Source organism: Enterococcus sp. AZ163, assembly GCF_050498925.1.
GTDB lineage: Bacteria > Bacillota > Bacilli > Lactobacillales > Enterococcaceae > Enterococcus_A > Enterococcus_A ferrettii.
Genome location: NZ_JBIPAO010000001.1, coordinates 3,634,601 through 3,651,279 on the forward strand (window position 1 = coordinate 3,634,601; position 16,679 = coordinate 3,651,279).

General features: G+C 43.2%; 14 protein-coding genes. 2 read left to right on the forward strand and 12 right to left on the reverse strand.

Annotated elements, in window-relative coordinates:
- Window positions 1-10 precede the first annotated feature (10 nt).
- The 7 genes from IGI46_RS17505 to IGI46_RS17535 form a co-directional block, all read right to left on the reverse strand.
- Window positions 11-727: an MIP/aquaporin family protein gene (locus tag IGI46_RS17505; RefSeq protein ID WP_207704826.1), complete on the reverse strand. Its 717-nt coding sequence runs from the start codon at window positions 725-727 to the stop codon at window positions 11-13.
- Window positions 728-2,560: a type 1 glycerol-3-phosphate oxidase gene (gene glpO, locus IGI46_RS17510; RefSeq protein ID WP_429964224.1), complete on the reverse strand. Its 1,833-nt coding sequence runs from the start codon at window positions 2,558-2,560 to the stop codon at window positions 728-730.
- A gap of 18 nt (window positions 2,561-2,578) precedes the next feature.
- Entirely contained in the window at window positions 2,579-4,075 is a 1,497-nt protein-coding gene (gene glpK / locus IGI46_RS17515; protein WP_429964225.1) for a glycerol kinase GlpK, read from the reverse strand.
- A 162-nt stretch (window positions 4,076-4,237) separates the two neighbouring features.
- On the reverse strand, window positions 4,238-5,704 hold the full coding sequence (locus IGI46_RS17520) for a helix-turn-helix domain-containing protein (RefSeq protein WP_429973913.1): 1,467 nt from the start codon (window positions 5,702-5,704) through the stop codon (window positions 4,238-4,240).
- Window positions 5,694-7,004 (reverse strand): FAD-dependent oxidoreductase, encoded by a 1,311-nt coding sequence (locus tag IGI46_RS17525; protein WP_429964227.1) that lies wholly within the window; start codon window positions 7,002-7,004, stop codon window positions 5,694-5,696. The genes IGI46_RS17520 and IGI46_RS17525 overlap by 11 nt, the downstream gene beginning before the upstream one ends.
- Window positions 7,005-7,129: 125 nt before the next feature.
- Window positions 7,130-9,796: an FtsX-like permease family protein gene (locus tag IGI46_RS17530; protein ID WP_429973914.1), complete on the reverse strand. Its 2,667-nt coding sequence runs from the start codon at window positions 9,794-9,796 to the stop codon at window positions 7,130-7,132.
- 9 nt (window positions 9,797-9,805) lie between these two features.
- Window positions 9,806-10,507: an ATP-binding cassette domain-containing protein gene (locus tag IGI46_RS17535; RefSeq protein ID WP_207704820.1), complete on the reverse strand. Its 702-nt coding sequence runs from the start codon at window positions 10,505-10,507 to the stop codon at window positions 9,806-9,808.
- Window positions 10,508-10,657: 150 nt separating this feature from the next.
- On the opposite strand from IGI46_RS17535, the gene IGI46_RS17540 reads away from it, so the two are divergent.
- Window positions 10,658-11,206, forward strand: a complete 549-nt coding sequence (locus IGI46_RS17540; RefSeq protein ID WP_429964229.1) for a TetR/AcrR family transcriptional regulator — start codon at window positions 10,658-10,660, stop codon at window positions 11,204-11,206.
- Between the two features lie 35 nt (window positions 11,207-11,241).
- Here the strand turns inward: IGI46_RS17540 and IGI46_RS17545 are convergent, their stop codons facing one another.
- The 3 genes from IGI46_RS17545 to IGI46_RS17555 form a co-directional block, all read right to left on the reverse strand.
- Window positions 11,242-12,651, reverse strand: coding sequence for a DUF4767 domain-containing protein (locus tag IGI46_RS17545; RefSeq protein ID WP_429973915.1), 1,410 nt, complete (start codon window positions 12,649-12,651; stop codon window positions 11,242-11,244).
- A 214-nt stretch (window positions 12,652-12,865) separates the two neighbouring features.
- Window positions 12,866-14,209, reverse strand: coding sequence for a PFL family protein (locus IGI46_RS17550; RefSeq protein WP_429964231.1), 1,344 nt, complete (start codon window positions 14,207-14,209; stop codon window positions 12,866-12,868).
- A 30-nt stretch (window positions 14,210-14,239) separates the two neighbouring features.
- Window positions 14,240-14,509, reverse strand: a complete 270-nt coding sequence (locus IGI46_RS17555; protein WP_429964232.1) for an ACT domain-containing protein — start codon at window positions 14,507-14,509, stop codon at window positions 14,240-14,242.
- Window positions 14,510-14,664: 155 nt separating this feature from the next.
- On the opposite strand from IGI46_RS17555, the gene nfsA reads away from it, so the two are divergent.
- A complete protein-coding gene (gene nfsA / locus IGI46_RS17560; protein ID WP_429964233.1) occupies window positions 14,665-15,396 on the forward strand; it encodes an oxygen-insensitive NADPH nitroreductase in 732 nt (243 codons plus the stop codon).
- On the opposite strand, the gene IGI46_RS17565 is transcribed toward nfsA, so the two are convergent.
- Together IGI46_RS17565 and IGI46_RS17570 are read right to left on the reverse strand one after the other, a co-directional pair.
- Window positions 15,388-15,852 carry a GNAT family N-acetyltransferase gene (locus tag IGI46_RS17565; RefSeq protein WP_429964234.1) on the reverse strand — a complete coding sequence of 155 codons (465 nt, stop codon included), beginning with the start codon at window positions 15,850-15,852 and terminating at the stop codon, window positions 15,388-15,390. The genes nfsA and IGI46_RS17565 overlap by 9 nt on opposite strands.
- A gap of 7 nt (window positions 15,853-15,859) precedes the next feature.
- The gene (locus IGI46_RS17570; protein ID WP_429964235.1) at window positions 15,860-16,603 is read right to left on the reverse strand and encodes a cyclase family protein; all 744 of its coding nucleotides are present in this window, start codon (window positions 16,601-16,603) and stop codon (window positions 15,860-15,862) included.
- Window positions 16,604-16,679 lie beyond the last annotated feature (76 nt).

Below are 16,679 nucleotides of genomic sequence, written 5' to 3' on the forward strand. Positions count from 1 at the left end.
TTTTTTTAACTTAAACCATTACTTGATAAACCAATACAGCGATCACGCTGCCAATCATTGGTCCGACAATTGGTACCCAAGAATACGCCCAGTCAGAGCCGCCTTTATTGGCAATCGGTAAAATCGCATGGGCAATCCGTGGTCCTAAATCCCGGGCCGGATTAATCGCGTATCCCGTTGGTCCACCTAATGAAAGTCCGATAGCTAAGATTAATCCACCCACAGCTAAGACATTTACACCACCTGCAAATTCGTTTTGCGTGAAGGTTAACAATCCTAAGACCAGAACAAAGGTACCTAAGATTTCAGTCATTAAGTTGGCTGGGTAGTTGCGAATTGCAGGAGCTGTGGCAAAAGTACCTAAAATGGCATCTTTGTCCTCTGTAACAGCCCAATGGGGTAAGTACGCCAGCCAAATCAACGTTGCACCTACAATAGCTCCGAGCATTTGCGCGATAATAAAGGGTACAATCAAGCCTACTTCTAGATTACCGGTCATCGCCATTGCTATAGTAACTGCCGGATTCAAGTGTGCAGGTCCCATAAAGCCGGAAATGTAAACAGCCATCGCTACCCCCATCGCCCAACCAAATGCAATAACAATCCAGCCGGAGCCCTGTGCCTTGCTTTTATTCAAATTAACTGCGGCACAGACACCGCTGCCTAGAACGATTAAAATCATCGTTCCAATAAATTCACCAAAAATTTCTGCCATATCTCCTGTCATCTAGTTCATCCCCGCTTTCAATTCTGACAAATCCGACTCAGCGATTACGGCATCCAATTCATGCTGCTGTCTTTGTTTTTCAGCTTCATCCCAAGCTAGATACTCCGCCATCGCGTCAACAACTGGCTGCTTCAGGTTATCCAATGTATCTCGTTCAAAAAGAATATGGTTGGTGCGGCGCATCAAATAATCCGCCGGCGTCAAGCTCAACTCTGCTTCCAAGGCATAGCGTAAGCGGCCGGACTCAGCAGCTGACAAACCTGGGAAGGGTTCTTCTTGTGCTCGCTTAAAGATTTCTTGCGCGTTGCTTCCATAAAAATCAGCAATGTAGCGAGCCTCCTCTTCTGGCAAACCAGCAGAAACCCCTTGCTTCGTTAACATTTCAACGTGTTCATCCACCTTAGCTGGATCAAAGTGACCGCCAGAAACGGGATAATGTTTTGAATCGATGACTTCTATCTCTTGGTTGTATTCGTCTTTCAGCAGCTGTTGAATCAGTTTCATCGCCCCAGCAGCCATCTTGCGATAATCAGTGATTTTCCCACCTGATAAGGTAATAAGTCCATCCTCCTCACGCTCCAACGAACTTCCGCGAGATACTTGTGAAGGAGACAGCTCTTTCTCACTGCGACTATTTTCCAAATGGTTTAATACATGCTCCACTTCATCACGAGAAGCCGCTTCCGCTCGATAGCGTGTCACAACCTCAATGACTTCATCAAAGCTTTTTTCAGAAATCGATCCGTTATCACCGCCGTTGTAGTCAGAACCAGCATTGCCCATTAACAGCGGGCGCAAACCTGCCCAGCTGGCTTCGATGTCATTCAAGGTAAGCTTTGCTTCTGGATAGCGATGATTGATAACATCCAGCAAATAATCAACATCTTCTTGAGTTACCTTTGGATCTTCAAAGTCGCCATTATAATCGGTATCTGTAGTGCCAAAGTACGTTTTGTTTTCTCTTGGAATGGCAAAAACCATCCGTCCATCATGCTTGCCTGTATCAAAATAAGTTGGCTGTGGAACAGGCAGCTTCTTACGATCCACCACTAAATGAACACCTTTTGTCGGGCGCATTTTGGGAACCACTGCCCGGGTAAAGTTTAGATTGCGAACCTTATCCACCCAAGGACCGCTGGTATTGATAACTAATTTTGCTCGAATTTCAATGGTTTCGCCGGTTAATAAATCGCGAGCTTTTACGCCGACAATTTTTTGATCTTCGTATAAAAATCCAACCGCTTTCATCTTGCTGACCATGTAGCCCCCGTCATCCGCTGCTTGTTTGATGTTTTCAATCACCAAACGCGCATCATTATTACGGAAGTCCAGATACACACCGGCTCCTTGGAGCCCTTCTTTTTTCAAGTAGGGTTCTCTTTTTAAAACTTCCTCTGGATCAATTACATAATTCTCAAAGGAGGTGCCTGTGACGTTGGCTAATTTGTCATAAAGATCCATCGCTATTTTGACTGAAAACATCGTATACGTTGTTGGGCCTTCATCGTTATAAATCGGCAGCAGCATCGGATCAGGTTTTGGAATATGGGGGGCAATGCTTTGAATAACCGCCCGTTCAGTAACGGTATCAGCAACTACCTCCACATCGAAATTTTTCAAATAGCGGATGCCGCCATGAACCAACTTAGTAGAGCGTGAAGAGGTTCCTTCTGCAAAATCCTGCATCTCGATTAAACCCGTTTTTACTCCAGAGGCAGCAGCTTGTAAAGCCACTCCGGCACCAGTAATCCCTCCGCCGATAATCAGCAAGTCCAGCTCTTCCTGCTGCATTGCTTGAATCGTTTCTTTACGTGTATGAATAGAAAATGTCATCGTCTAACGCTTCCTTCCTTATTTGAACGCCTGTGTTGCTGCTACTGCTTTTTTCCAGCCGCTGTATAATTTTTCTCGTTCTTCTTCCTTCATTTTGCTTTCGTAGATTTTTCCTGCTTCATAAAATTCACGAATTTCATCGGTATCCTTCCAATAGCCGACTGCCAAGCCTGCTAAGAAAGCTGCGCCTAATGCAGTTGTTTCCAGGTTTTTCGCCCGTTGAATTGGCGTATCCAAAATATCTGATTGGAACTGCATCAGATACTCGTTCTTCGCTGCTCCGCCATCCACCTTTAATACTGGAATTTTGATTCCTGTGTCTTCTTGCATAGTATCGACAATGTCGCGAACTTGATAAGCAATTGATTGCAGCGTTGCTTTAATTAAATCATCACGAGTGGTCCCACGCGTTAAGCCAAACATGGCACCTCGAGCTTCTTGATCCCAGTATGGAGCACCCAAACCAACAAAAGCAGGCACGACATAGACCTCATTTTTATTTTTCGAGCGTTTCGCTGCATCCTCGGAATCACTAGCTTTTTTCATCATCTTCAAGCCATCTCGCAGCCATTGAATAGATGAACCGGCAACAAAAATACTTCCCTCCAAAGCATAGTAGACCTTGTCATTAATGCCGTAGCCAATCGTTGTCAACAGGTTGTTTTTCGACAGCTGAGGTTCTTCTCCCGTATTCATTACAATAAAGGCACCTGTACCATAGGTATTCTTCACCATTCCCGGTTCAAAGGCCATTTGTCCGAATAAGGCAGCCTGCTGGTCACCAGCCATACCACTGATAGGAACCTCTGCTCCAAAGAAATGATAGCTTTGCGTGTGGCCATAGATTTCTGAATTAGAGCAAGCCTTTGGCAGCATCGAACGAGGAATAGTTAATAAGTCCAAAATTTCTTGATCCCAGTCCAGGTCATTGATATTAAACAGCATTGTCCGGCTTGCATTCGAATAGTCAGTTACGTGGGCCCCGCCATCTGTCAGCTTCCAGGTTAACCAAGTGTCAATGGTTCCGAATAGTAGCTCACCTTTTTCCGCCCGTTCTTGCGCTCCTTCTACATGATCTAAAATCCAGCGAATCTTAGTGGCTGAGAAGTAAGCATCAATGATTAAGCCCGTTTTCTTATGAATAAATTCACTGTGCCCTTCTTCCTTCAGCTTGTTGGCCAGAGGTGCTGACTGACGGGATTGCCAAACTACCGCATTGTAAATCGGACGACCGGTGTCTTTTTCCCAAATTACGGTGGTTTCCCGTTGATTAGTAATCCCAATTCCCTCTACTTGATCCGGCTTAATTCCTGATTCAATAAAGGCACCGGCGATCACCGATTGAACAGAATTCCAAATTTCATTTGCATTGTGCTCAACCCAGCCGTCGTTTGGGAAATACTGGGCAAACTCTTTTTGCGAGCTGCCGATTTGGCGCCCCTTTTTGTCGTAAATTACCGCCCGTGAGCTGGTTGTTCCTTGGTCTATTGCCATGATATAAGTTTTTGCTGTCATGATGTTTCTCCTCTCTATTCGATGCAAACGTTTTCCTTAACTGTGTTTATCATACAACGCTTTCAAAAAAACAAACTGTCAAAAACCAGCGAATTTTTACTTTCTGTGATAGTTTCTTTAAAAATAGCTGCTGCATCAAGGATTTTGATCCAGCAGTCTTTTTTAAACTTTTGTCTTTTTTAAACGGTAAATACAGGTTTTTATTTCCTTTAAATCATAAGCAGAAGCAAACTCCGAGAGACGATAAACAAGCGGCTGTTCCAAATAATCCAGCTGATGGGTTTTCGTTGTGAGGATTAAATCGTAGCTGCGGTTGGCTTGATACACCTCAATTTGAATTCCAATAATCGGCCGCAAATCGCTGATTAGCAATTGGTACAGCGGCTCCTTCCAGGAACCAGTCAAATCAAGACCAATTTGAAGATTGTCCAGCAAATAGAAATCAATCATAGACAGCACACTGGCATAATTTTGTGCAAGGTACAAATGCAAGGTGTTTTCGCTATCGAAAGTCTGGTTCAGCTGTTGTAACGCCAAGTCTGTCAGCTGATCTAACAGCTGGCTCAAGGCCGAGCCTAACAAATGCTTTTCTTTGTTTAGCATTTGGTCCCGTTGGTAGTGCTCGATTTTCCCTTGAAAAAAATAGATTTCATTGTGTATCTGAGCTAAATGGTACCCAATCTTCTTTTCCATATCAATTGGCAGTCGGCGCGGGCGATAATGCAAGAGCAAAGTCTCTCTTACATAAACATCCACTACTGCAGTCGGCAGCTTTTTACTCCGAAATAATTCAAACCGATAGGCTTCATCTTCATCCAGCATATAATTAGAAACAAAGAACTCATAAAAGATCAGACTTTCACTCTTGGTGACTTCCAAAGAGGTTCGGCTAAAATACAGTGTCACGACATGATCAATTTTTTGGTACAGCACATTTTCTAAATAAGGGGTCATCAGCTTTTGAGTTTTCTTGGTTTGTGTTTTTTTAGCAGTCAATCGTTTACGAGTAATCCCCATCCATCGACAAATTTTATAGGCTGCTTCCCAAGAAAAGTGCGTTTCCAGCACCTGCTCCAGCGCGCGAATAAAGTTTTGATTTTCTGGTGTAATTTGCATGTATTCTGGCATTCGCTTGGGTAAAAAAGAATAAACCTGATTATAAAAATAGCGAATTTGTGCTTCCTCTCCCAAGAACTGACCATTTTTTATTTGCAGACCAAACTCGGCCAATAAACGATTTAACTCTTTAATTTTACGAAAAACTGAGGACTCGCTAATCATCAGTTCATTCACCAATTGAACGATGGTAAATTCTTTATGCCGCAGTAAAAAATCCAAAATTTGATAGTTGATGCTGTCCGCTACAAATAGTTCCACAATATCATTCAGATTATGTTCTGGCGGAATATGGAGAACTAAATCCGTCCCCTCATAAAAGAGCCGTAAAGGAATCTTAGAAATTTGGCAAACATATTCCAAATCACTGACATATTGCTCAAAAGCATTCCGTGACAATCCCACTTCTTTTCGTAATTCGGTTGCAGAAAACTGCCCTCCCTGCAGAATTAACTGGCGTAAAATCAGCAACTGCAGCTGTTCCTTCTTGTCTAGAAGCTGCTCAATCCTCATGGCGGTCCTCAATTCTGGCAAAGAGCGTTTGTGGGGTGTTCAAAGCCGGATGAAAATATTCTTCGCTTTGCAGCAGCTGTTCTTTTGTCTCCTTTAGCCGAATGGCCGCTGCCAACCGATTAAGGGCCTCCAATACAGGCATTCTGCTTAACAGCTGAGCACCTAGCAGCTCCTTTGTCTCTTGATCAAAAATCATTTTGATTCGCTGTGTCTCCGTAGTAAACAGATGAACCGGCAGTTCTAAAGTCTGAGTCTCCAAGGTACCGGGATAAAAAATTCCTTCACTTTCAGTCAAACCAGTACTCCCTACATAATAACCAAATAAATAATTGCCAATTGTTCGCAAGGTTCCTGGATCAGCTTTTTTCGGGCCATTCAAATTCGCTGCAGCCAGCTTGGCTGTGCGAATCGCATTGTTTACTAACGAAATATACATCGCTTCACCCGTCGGTTGGAAGCTCACTTGAATGGCATCCCCCACCGCAAAAACATTGGTCCGGCTCGTCTGCATCCAGCTATCGACCTGAATGGTCCCATCATCGTTCAAAATCAGCGCTTTTTCCCATAGACTGTTATCGGGACGAGTGTTAGTCGCTACTAACACCAGATCGAAGGCAGTCTGTTCACCAGCAGCTGTCAGCAATACCTGCTCGTTTTTTTCCAACAAGTCTTCCACATAAGCATTCAAATGAAGCTGTACTCCAGCAGCTTGCACAGCCTCAACTAGCGGTTGGGTCATCTCACTATCTAAATAACGAAAGAGCAATTGGGGATTGCTTTCAAATAGATGGACTTCTTTGTTTATAGTCTGTAATCCTTCTGCTATCTCTAACCCAACTTGCCCAGCCCCGATCACTGCTACTTTTTGAGCTTCCGGCAGCTGGTTTAATAGCTGCTGCGCTTCGCCTTTTGTTTTAAAGCGCAAAATTCTAGCGCCAGGTCTTTCGTCTGTTGAACCGTAGCGAGAGAATTGTCCCGAGCCGGTGGCAATAATCAATCGATCAAAGGAAACGATTTCATTTGCTGCTACTTGCAATCTGCCTTCGTCTGTCAATCCGACCACGGTTTGGTTGCACTGCACATCTATTTGATAATCAACGGTTAATTTCTGAAGAGTTACCCAATGCAGCTGATTCAAGTCAGCGATCTTATCTTGCAGCAGCAAAGAGAGGCTTCCAGGGATATACCCTATCTCCGGTTGTTTTTCCAATAGAATAATGTCGGCAAAGGGATAATATTCACGGCTGGTTATTGCGGCCTGAATCCCCGCAAAGGACCCTCCTATAATCACAATTCTCATAAAAATTTCCTCATTTCTACTTCTACGAATATGATACCATGGGAACAAAAATCCCCCACACAAAATGCCCTAACAGCTGATTTGTAACCTAAAAAACCGCTGCCTGTAAAAGACAGCGGTAAAAACTATTCATTCGATTTTAATGCGTCAATCATGTTGATATGCTTCAGCTTCACATGCGTAACTGCCATGACAATCAGCGTGAAAACAATCGTTAATCCACCAGAAATTACATAGGCTGTCCAGTGAATCACTAAAGGAAAAATGACATTCTCCATGGAAGCCTGCCGCAGAATAAAGGCTGTCAGCACGATGCCAACACCATAGCCCACCACAATTCCCAGCAGTGTAAAAATGACGTTTTCTCGGAAGATATACATAGTTACTTCTTTGTCGAAGAAGCCCAGCACCTTAATCGTCGACAGTTCACGAATCCGCTCTGAAACATTGATATTGGTTAGGTTATACAATACAACAAAGGCTAACAAACCAGACAACACCACGAAAATCAGTACAATGGCATCCAGATTCGCCATGGAATCTTCTTGCGTCTGAATTTGTTGCGAAACAAACGAGGTATTTACAACTTTCTCACTTGCCAATAACTCCTCAGACAGCTGGTTTTCCTGTTTCTCACTCATGCTTTTTGTTTGCAGGAAAAAAGCATTGGGTTGATAACTGTCATCGGTAATCGTCTGATAGTAATCCTTGGACATATATAAGAAATTACCAAGATAGTTTTCTACGACGTGGCTAATCTTCAGCTTGATCGGCTGCTGTTCACTGTCATAGATAGTCAGACTGTCTCCTTCTTTTAAATCAAAAAGCTCCGCCAGCTTCTCAGTGATAGCCGCACCATGATCATCCAACCTGACTGTTTTCTCTTCCCTATCCTTCAAATGGACATAGTCAGCAAAATCCTTGCTGCTCTGAGGAACCATCATGGTTAGCTGCTGCGTGCCTTGTCCGCTTTGTCGAATTTCAATTGCTTCATTGAAGCTTGGCAGAGAGGCAGTTACCTGTCCTTCTTGATCAAATACCGTTTCAACTGTTTGCCGATCTGCTGGATTATCTGCATCATCGGAGAGCGTAACGATTCCTTGATAATCAATGATTGGGCCAAATTGTTTAGCCGTAACTGAGCTTAATGAATCCTTCAAGCCTACCCCAGCAACCATCAACCCGGCACAACCGGAAATACCAATAATTGCCATGACCATGCGTGATTTATAGCGCAGCAGATTGCGATAGCTGACCTTTTGATTGAAGCTCAGTCGGGACCAGAGTGGTTTGATATACTCTAAGAAAATCCGCTTGCCTGGTTTCGGTGCTTTCGGCTGCAGCAGCTGCGCTGGTTTTTCTCGCAAGTCCTTCATTAAAACTAGTAAGGCTGAGCCCAGACTGGCTAGCACAAAAGCAATTGACGCCTGAATAATCGGGCGAGGCAAATAGTAAATATGGACCTGATCGAAGTTGTATCGTTCACTGGACAAAGCAAAAATAATTCGTGGTAAAGCCTCTGTTCCAATAACACTTCCCAATAAAATCCCAATCGCCGCAGCAGATAATGCATAGATAAAATACTTTTTTGATATTTCAAACTTGCTGTAGCCTAATGCTTTTAAAGTGCCAATCTCCCGGCGGTTTTCTTCGACCATCCGGGTCATGGTGGTGAAGGTAATTAATGCCGCGATGAAGAAAAAGAAGACGGGGAAAACATTGGCAATCGCCGCAATTCGTTCGGACAGATCGCCATATTCCTGAAAGCTAGGATTATCTGAGCGTTGGTGGAAGGAGTAGCTGGGTTCCTTCATATCTGCCAAGGTTTGTTCCTGTTCCTCAATTTTGGATTGAGCCTCCGTCAACTGCTGGCGGTTTTCTGTCAGTTGTGTTTGAGCTGCTGATAATTGCACCCGTTGTTCAGCTGGCAGTTGTGATGCAAAGGCCTGCTGCTGGTCAAGCTGTGCTTGAGCTTGGTCCAGCTCCGTTAATCCATCACTTACTTTGGTTTTTTCTGGGTCTATTTCAGTCTGCGCGTTGGAACGGATTTCTGCCAGCCGTTCTTGCGGTCGATCAGCAAACAGTGTCTCCAGCTGTTCACTCTTTTCTTTCACCTTATCTTCGTAGTCGCTGCCATAGGTTTCTAAATCCTTCGTTTGCTCAAAGGTGAGATAGAAAATACCGTATACTTCTGATTTAAACTGCTTTTTTGGTATATATGCAAAATAATCAACTTGACCATTGCCAACATTGGAAAGTCCCCGCTCCCCTGTGCTGATGAAGATTGGCGAGTTCGCAAAGCCGACAATTTTATAGCTGGCTTCCTTCAATTGATCCGCATCATTGATTTTATACGTGTCACCAATCTTATAGCCATTGTCTTTAGCTTTAGTATCTAGAATGACTTCGTTGTCTGTCTTGGGCAATCGGCCCTCGGTTACTACTAATTGATTCTGCTTTTGCTGCGGATCGTAGGAGAAGACTTGAACCACTTCGTTTTTATCTGGATCAGCATAAAAGAATTGGTACCCTGGTTCTACATTAGCATCTTTCACTTTTTTAGTTGCAGCTAAATCGTCCTCGGTTAATCCGCCGGTGGAAACTACCTGCAAATCAGATAAGTCGTGACTATCGACATAGCGGCTGGCTGAAGAATTCAGAATGGGACCCGCGGCCTTGATCCCCACAAACAGCATCGTTCCCAGCAAAATAATTAAAATGATCGCGATAAAGCGGCCCTTGGAGTAAGCAATTTCCCGCAGGCTGGCTTTTAAGTAGGTTTTATTTTTCATCGGCAGCACCTACCACGTAATCTCATCAATTGAAATAGGATTTTTGTTCACCTCAACCGAACGAACCTTGGCGTCATTAATCCGGATGACCCGATCGGCCATCGGCGCCAAAGCTGAATTGTGCGTAATAATTAAGACCGTATTGCCTTGCACTCGACTGGCATTCTGCAAAAGCTTTAGAATCTGCTTTCCAGTCTCAAAATCTAGTGCCCCGGTTGGCTCATCACACAAAAGCAGCTTCGGATTCTTGGCTAGTGCTCGAGCGATCGACACCCGCTGCTGTTCCCCGCCGGATAATTGTGCGGGGAAGTTGTTTAGGCGATGATCCAATCCCACCTGCTTTAAGACTTCCTCTGGATCGAGCGCTTTCGGTGAAACCTCCGTGGCCAATTCAACATTTTCTTTCGTTGTTAAGTTCGGTACCAAATTATAAAACTGGAAAACAAAACCCACGTCTTCCCGACGATAGGCGGTCAATTGTTTATCGTTGTACTGAGCAATATCCGTACCGTCGATTAAAATTTTTCCTTCATCTGGTGCATCCATTCCACCTAAAATATTCAGAACAGTTGATTTTCCGGCACCACTGGGACCTAATATGACTGCCAGTTCTCCCTTTTCTATGTTAAAGGATAGGTCGTCATTCGCTGTGATGACCGATTCTCCCATTTGATAACGTTTTGATACATGCTGGACTTCTACATAATTCACCTTATGACCTCCATTAATTGAACAGCTGTTGCTTTTTTAGTCTGTTGTTAGTATACTAGGCAACATTCCAAAGAACAAGAAACAAAACTGAAATGCCTGTCATTAAAGCGACAGTTTTACTTGAAATGTTGAAAGAAAGCAGGAGAAAAGATGGTAGGAATAGCTAATAATCGTCGAACCATTTACACGAAAAATTCCATTCGCGAAGCCTTTTTAACACTATTAACTCAAAAAGATTTAGAAAAAATTACTGTAAAGGAAATTACTCAGCTGGCCGATATTAATCGGGGAACCTTTTATAAATATTACAAGGATGCTTTTGATCTGCTGCAGAAGATTGAAGAAGAAACCACGGAGGATTTGTTGGCGGATATTCAGTTAAATAGTCAGCCGATTGAAAATTGGTTAACCACTTTGCTGCAAAAAATTCAGCAACGGCCAGAGGTACGTATTCTGGTGCTGGGCAATCATCAAAGTAATTTCTTATCGCCCTTGCTGGAGCGAATTAAGCCGGAAGCCTTTCAGCATTTTTCCCAGTATTTTCCAGAGGCTTCAACAGTAGAAAAGGAGCTCTATTTGTCTTACTTTGTCGAAGGCTCAGTAGGTTTAATTGTTCGCTGGTTAAGAGATTATGAAAGTATGAGTGCTGCCGCAATCAGCAAGCTGCTATTGAATGTTTTCAAAACTGAGATCTACTAAAAAACGGCTCCCACTTTGATTGTGGAAAGCCGTTTTTAATTTAACAATTCTTTTAATTTCGCCTGGGCATCAGCATCTTCAGAAACAGCGAAGGTTTTGGTAGGTCCGTATTGTCCTTTAGTCCCGTCATCTTCCAATTCGCCAAACAAGCCAATTGCTTTTTCTTCGACCGGAACGTGAGTATACTCATACACTTTGCCGTTATCACCCAACAAATAGACATGAACGGGCTGACTTTGATCCAGATTAATATAATAGTTCTCAGCAGTACTGCTTCCTTCAGCTTTTTGGTCCAACCCGATTGTGCCATCTAAAGAAGTATAGAACACACAGCCGCCAATAATGTGAATCTTAAAGGCTGCTGCACCGGGATTCCCGTTATCCTGCATTTGCACCTCACCATCCGGTGTCTGGGCATACCAATCTCCCCTGCCAGCTGCTCCGTGAGTAAAGTACCGACTAGAAACCGCCATGCCGCCCATTTCTCCCCGCTGAATCGCCCAGTCTAAAAAGGTTTGATTGATTTCATTCGTTGACAGCTGCTTCTTAGCTTGTCCTGCGGATTGATAACCCTTGGTATTGGCAACAATCGCTGCAAAGCCATTTTTCACATCCTGGTTCTCTGTTTCATCAAAGTACAGCAGATTTTCACTGTTCCCTTGGTTTTGCATTGTTACATAGACCTTAGGCTGCCCATTGTCAATGACAAACAGATAGAGGTGCTTATCCATATAGCCGCTATAAGCAGCATCAGAATAGATTGCTACCAAATATCGTCCCTTTTGACTAGTAACCTCTTTGCTTAAGTTTAGGTTCGCTTTCTTTCCACCGATTGCAGCATGGGCTACAACATCATTTGGAATACTCATTCCATAAAAATCACCGACTACGCCATCAGAATAATTCTCATACTTCTGATCCATGGCAGAACCCCATTGTGCCATGAAGCCTTGCAAGGCTTTGCCTTTTTCAGCATTCCAAAGGCTGCTGCTGACAGCTTGATTAGTCGAGGGCTTGGCAGCTGTAGATTCCTCGGTTGACTCTTCTTCACTGCCCCACTGCTCTCGTTGCTTCGAGCGGGCAGCTTGATAGACCTCTTCCAGCTGCTTATGCACGATAACATCTTTGCTTTTGCGCAAATCTGAAGAGCCTAATTGCTCAATTACCTTGCGATAGTCCTTTTCGTCAATTAATTTATTAACAGCGATCAGTAAATTCACACCAGCCTTGTCATCCTCCACTGGCTGCTTCTCCTGCTTGGTATCTACTGCTAACGCTTTATCATATTCCTTAACTGCATCAGGATACTCTTTTTCCTTTACCAGCTTCTCTGCCTGCTGGATATATTTATCAAATGTTGGATTCTCCTCTGACTCAGCCGGCTTGGCACTGCAGCCAGTCAGGAAAAATACTATTCCCATTAATACAACCATTGTTCGTTTCATCATTATCGCCTCCTCCTCTATTCTCTCAGAAAAGCTGAAGCTTGTCACCGTTCAAATTAGTTGGTTGTTTTAAAGGTACAAAGCATTCGCAACTTGCTAATATTTGGCGGTGAATTAAGTTATGCGGAGGGACTTGCGGGCTTTTATTAGCAATTTTTCTCCATCTTACAAATAAAACAAAAAAAGAAAGCCGCAGAGGGCCTTCTTCGTAAAATTAATTTTTAAAAGAATGGATCGGTGCTGGAATCCGTCCACCACGAGCAACGAAGTCAGCCGAATCAGCTGGATTTACTTTCATTACTGGTGCACGACCTAATAGGCCGCCAAATTCAACCGTGTCACCAATTTTACTGCCGGCTGCTGGAATAATCCGAACTGCAGTTGTTTTATGGTTGATAACACCGATCGCTGCTTCATCCGCAATCATAGCAGAAATGCTGGCAGCTGGTGTATCGCCAGGAATAGCAATCATATCTAAACCAACGGAACAAATAGCCGTCATGGCTTCTAATTTTTCAATATTTAGTGAGCCGTTATTTACCGCATCAATCATGCCGGCATCTTCAGAAACCGGAATGAACGCACCGGATAGTCCGCCAACATGGTTGCAGGCCATCACGCCGCCTTTTTTCACTGCATCATTTAACAATGCCAAAGCAGCAGTAGTCCCATGAGTTCCTACCGTTTCTAAGCCCATTTCTTCTAATACGTGCGCCACAGAATCTCCTACAGCTGGTGTTGGTGCTAAGGATAAGTCAACAATTCCGAATGGAACATCTAAGCGCTCTGACGCCGCACGACCAACTAATTGGCCCATACGAGTAATCTTAAAGGCCGTTTGTTTCACTACTTCAGCAACCACATCAAAGGGTTCACCCTTCACTTTTTCCAATGCACGTTTTACTACACCCGGTCCACTGACACCCACGTTAATTACACAGTCTGCTTCTCCAACACCGTGGAAAGCACCTGCCATAAATGGATTGTCTTCTACCGCATTAGCAAAGACGACTAATTTGGCACAGCCTAGTTCAGAAGCGGCTGCGGTTTCTTTAATGATTTCACCCATGTGTCTGACAGCATCCATGTTGATTCCGGCTTTAGTCGAACCGATGTTAACGGATGAGCAGACAAAGTCTGTTTCAGCCAGCGCTTGAGGAATGGAATCAATCAAAATTTTGTCGCCTTTTTGATAGCCTTTTTCAACTAAGGCTGAGAATCCGCCGATAAAATCAACGCCGACTTCCTTCGCTGCCCGGTCTAACGTTTTCGCATACTTCACATAATCCGTGTCATCACTAGCTGCTGCAATGATAGCGATTGGTGTAACTGAAATTCGTTTATTGATAATCGGAATCCCGTACTCAGACTCAATTGCCTGACCGACCTGTACTAAATTTTTCGCTTTAGTGGTAATTTTTTGATAGATTTTTTCGCAGGCTTTTTCACTGTCGCTATCGATACAATCCAACAATGAAATACCCATCGTAATCGTACGAATGTCTAGATTTTCTTCTTCAATCATTCGGATGGTTTCTAGTATTTGATTGGTTTCCATGTCGCCCTCCTGTTTTGGTTAAAAAATTTCCTATAACTTGTGCATGGTGTCGAAAATTTCTTGGTTTTGCACGCTGATTTTTACCCCTAGCTCTTTGCCTAATTGATTAAGCTCTTCACGAATATCATCAAATTCTTTGTTGGCATTCGTTAAATTAGTCAACATCATCATAGTAAAATAGTCATCCATGATCGTTTGAGACACATCTAAAATATTCACTTCAAGCTCAGCCAATTTTTGGCTGACACCTGCAATAATTCCTACTTTGTCTTTTCCAATAACGGTTACGATGCCGCGCATAATAATCCCTCCAAATTGATTTTTCTCATTATAGCACAATCTTTAGAAAGAGATGAGGGAATCGTGAATCTTTTTTCATATAATTTACAGGAATGTTCGCCTTTTACATTTTCATTCAGCTGTTTTATCATGAAGAAAAGAATGGAGGTCCTACAATGGATTTACTCGATCAATTAATGAACCATACATCGGTTCGCAAGTTCACCAAAGAGAAACTATCATCAGCAATTAAGAAGCAATTGGTATTGTCTGCTCAAAGCGGCAGCAGCTCCAATTTTATTCAGTCTTATTCCATTATTGAAGTAACTGATCCGCAAAAACTGGAAATCATTGAAGGCCTATCTAACTGCTTTGGCTATGTTAAGGATGCAGGTGCCTTTTATGTTTTTATAGCTGATTTAAATAAGCATGCTCAGATCTTAACCCAGCAGGATCATTCTTTAGCAGCCTTAAAAAATGAGGAAGCCTTCACCGTTTCGGTTGTAGATACAACGATTGCTGCTCAAACATTGAGTGTTTATGCTGAATCTCTAGGCTTAGGAATTTGCTACATCGGTGGGATTCGCAACGATTTGTTTAAAATGGCCGAGCTACTTGAGCTGCCTGAATATACTTTCCCATTGTTTGGCCTGTCAGTAGGCTATCCGGCTGAAAAAAATGAAGTGAAGCCGCGTTTGCCGCTGCAGGATATTCAGCACGTTGATCGTTATCAGCCGATGACTGAGGAACGTATTTCAGCCTACGACCACCTCATGCAAGACTATTATGGGCAACGGTCATCTAACTCAGCAGATGCTGACTGGTCAAGAAAAATGTTGGCTCACTTTTATGAACCACGCCGTCCACAAACAAAAGAATTCCTAAAAAAACAAGGCTTTTTATTCTAAGCCTTGTTTTTTTACGCTGTATTTCATGGGAATAAAGCGAATCCCATTTACTACTTGTTCTTCTGAAGTTTCCTCAAAGCCTAACCGCTGATATACGGAAAGCGCATAGGGGGAGGAATTGACAGTAACTGCTGGCTCGCCTATGGTTGAAAGCGCCGTCTGAGATAACTTTCTGGCAATTCCTTGTCGATGATAGGCCGATTCCACAAATAACAATGAAATATGAGCTGGCAGCCGCACACCAATGACGCCCACTATTTTCTCATCCTGGTGATAGCCCCACAATTTCAATTCTTTTGCTTTTATCCGCTGCTGCATTGCATCAAAAGCCACGTATTCTTTGAACTCCTGAACACCTTCTATCGAATATTCTGGGGCCTCAAATTGAGTAAATACCTGCCATACAACTGCTAAAGCTTCCTTCAATTCATGATCAGTCGTCAGTACCTTAATCATCTTTCACCTATTCCGCAGGTACAATTGCAAAGGCACGAATTGTGAAGCCAGGCGCTCCCTTAATTTTAGGAACACCTAGAAAAATCGCTCCACCTATTGCCGGAACATCAGTTAAATTGGTTAAGACCTCCACCTGGAATTTATTTTGCGATAACCAATAGAATTCACCGATCAAGCCACCATTTTTGGTGCAATCCATCGAAGTATCGGTATCCAATGTTTCATGTCCAATCGCCGTTACGTTACGCTCTTCGTGTAAAAACTTCAAAGCTTCCAATGACCAGCCCGGCGTATGGGCTTGACCGTTCTCATCAACATTGTAATAAGAAGCATGCTCGTTCCATCGTTTTGACCATCCACTAGCAAAGGCTACAAAGCTGCCTGCTGGAATCTCCCCATGCTCCTGCTCAAACGCTTCGATATCAGCAACTGTTAGACAATAATCTGGATTCTTTGCTACGGCTGCTTCTTTGTGCAAAACAACCAACGGCAGAATAAATTCCTGCATATCCAATTGCTCTAAATGATCCTTGCCTGCTGCAAAGTGAATCGGGGCGTCAATATGCGTCCCATATTGTGTGACCACATGGTATTCTTTGGCGTAAAAGCCATCATTTTCCAACGTACATAACGTCTCTTCACTTAGTGGCTTAAAGGCTTGGAAATAAGGAATTTCAGCTGAAACAGTATGGGTTAAGTCAATCCATTTTTGCTGCTGCAAAAAGGCAATACTTTCGGTAATCTTACTCATGGCACAACCTCCAACATTTTATTTTAACGATACAAACAAAAGCTGAAGCTGTCAATAGCGATAAAAAAAGAAGACC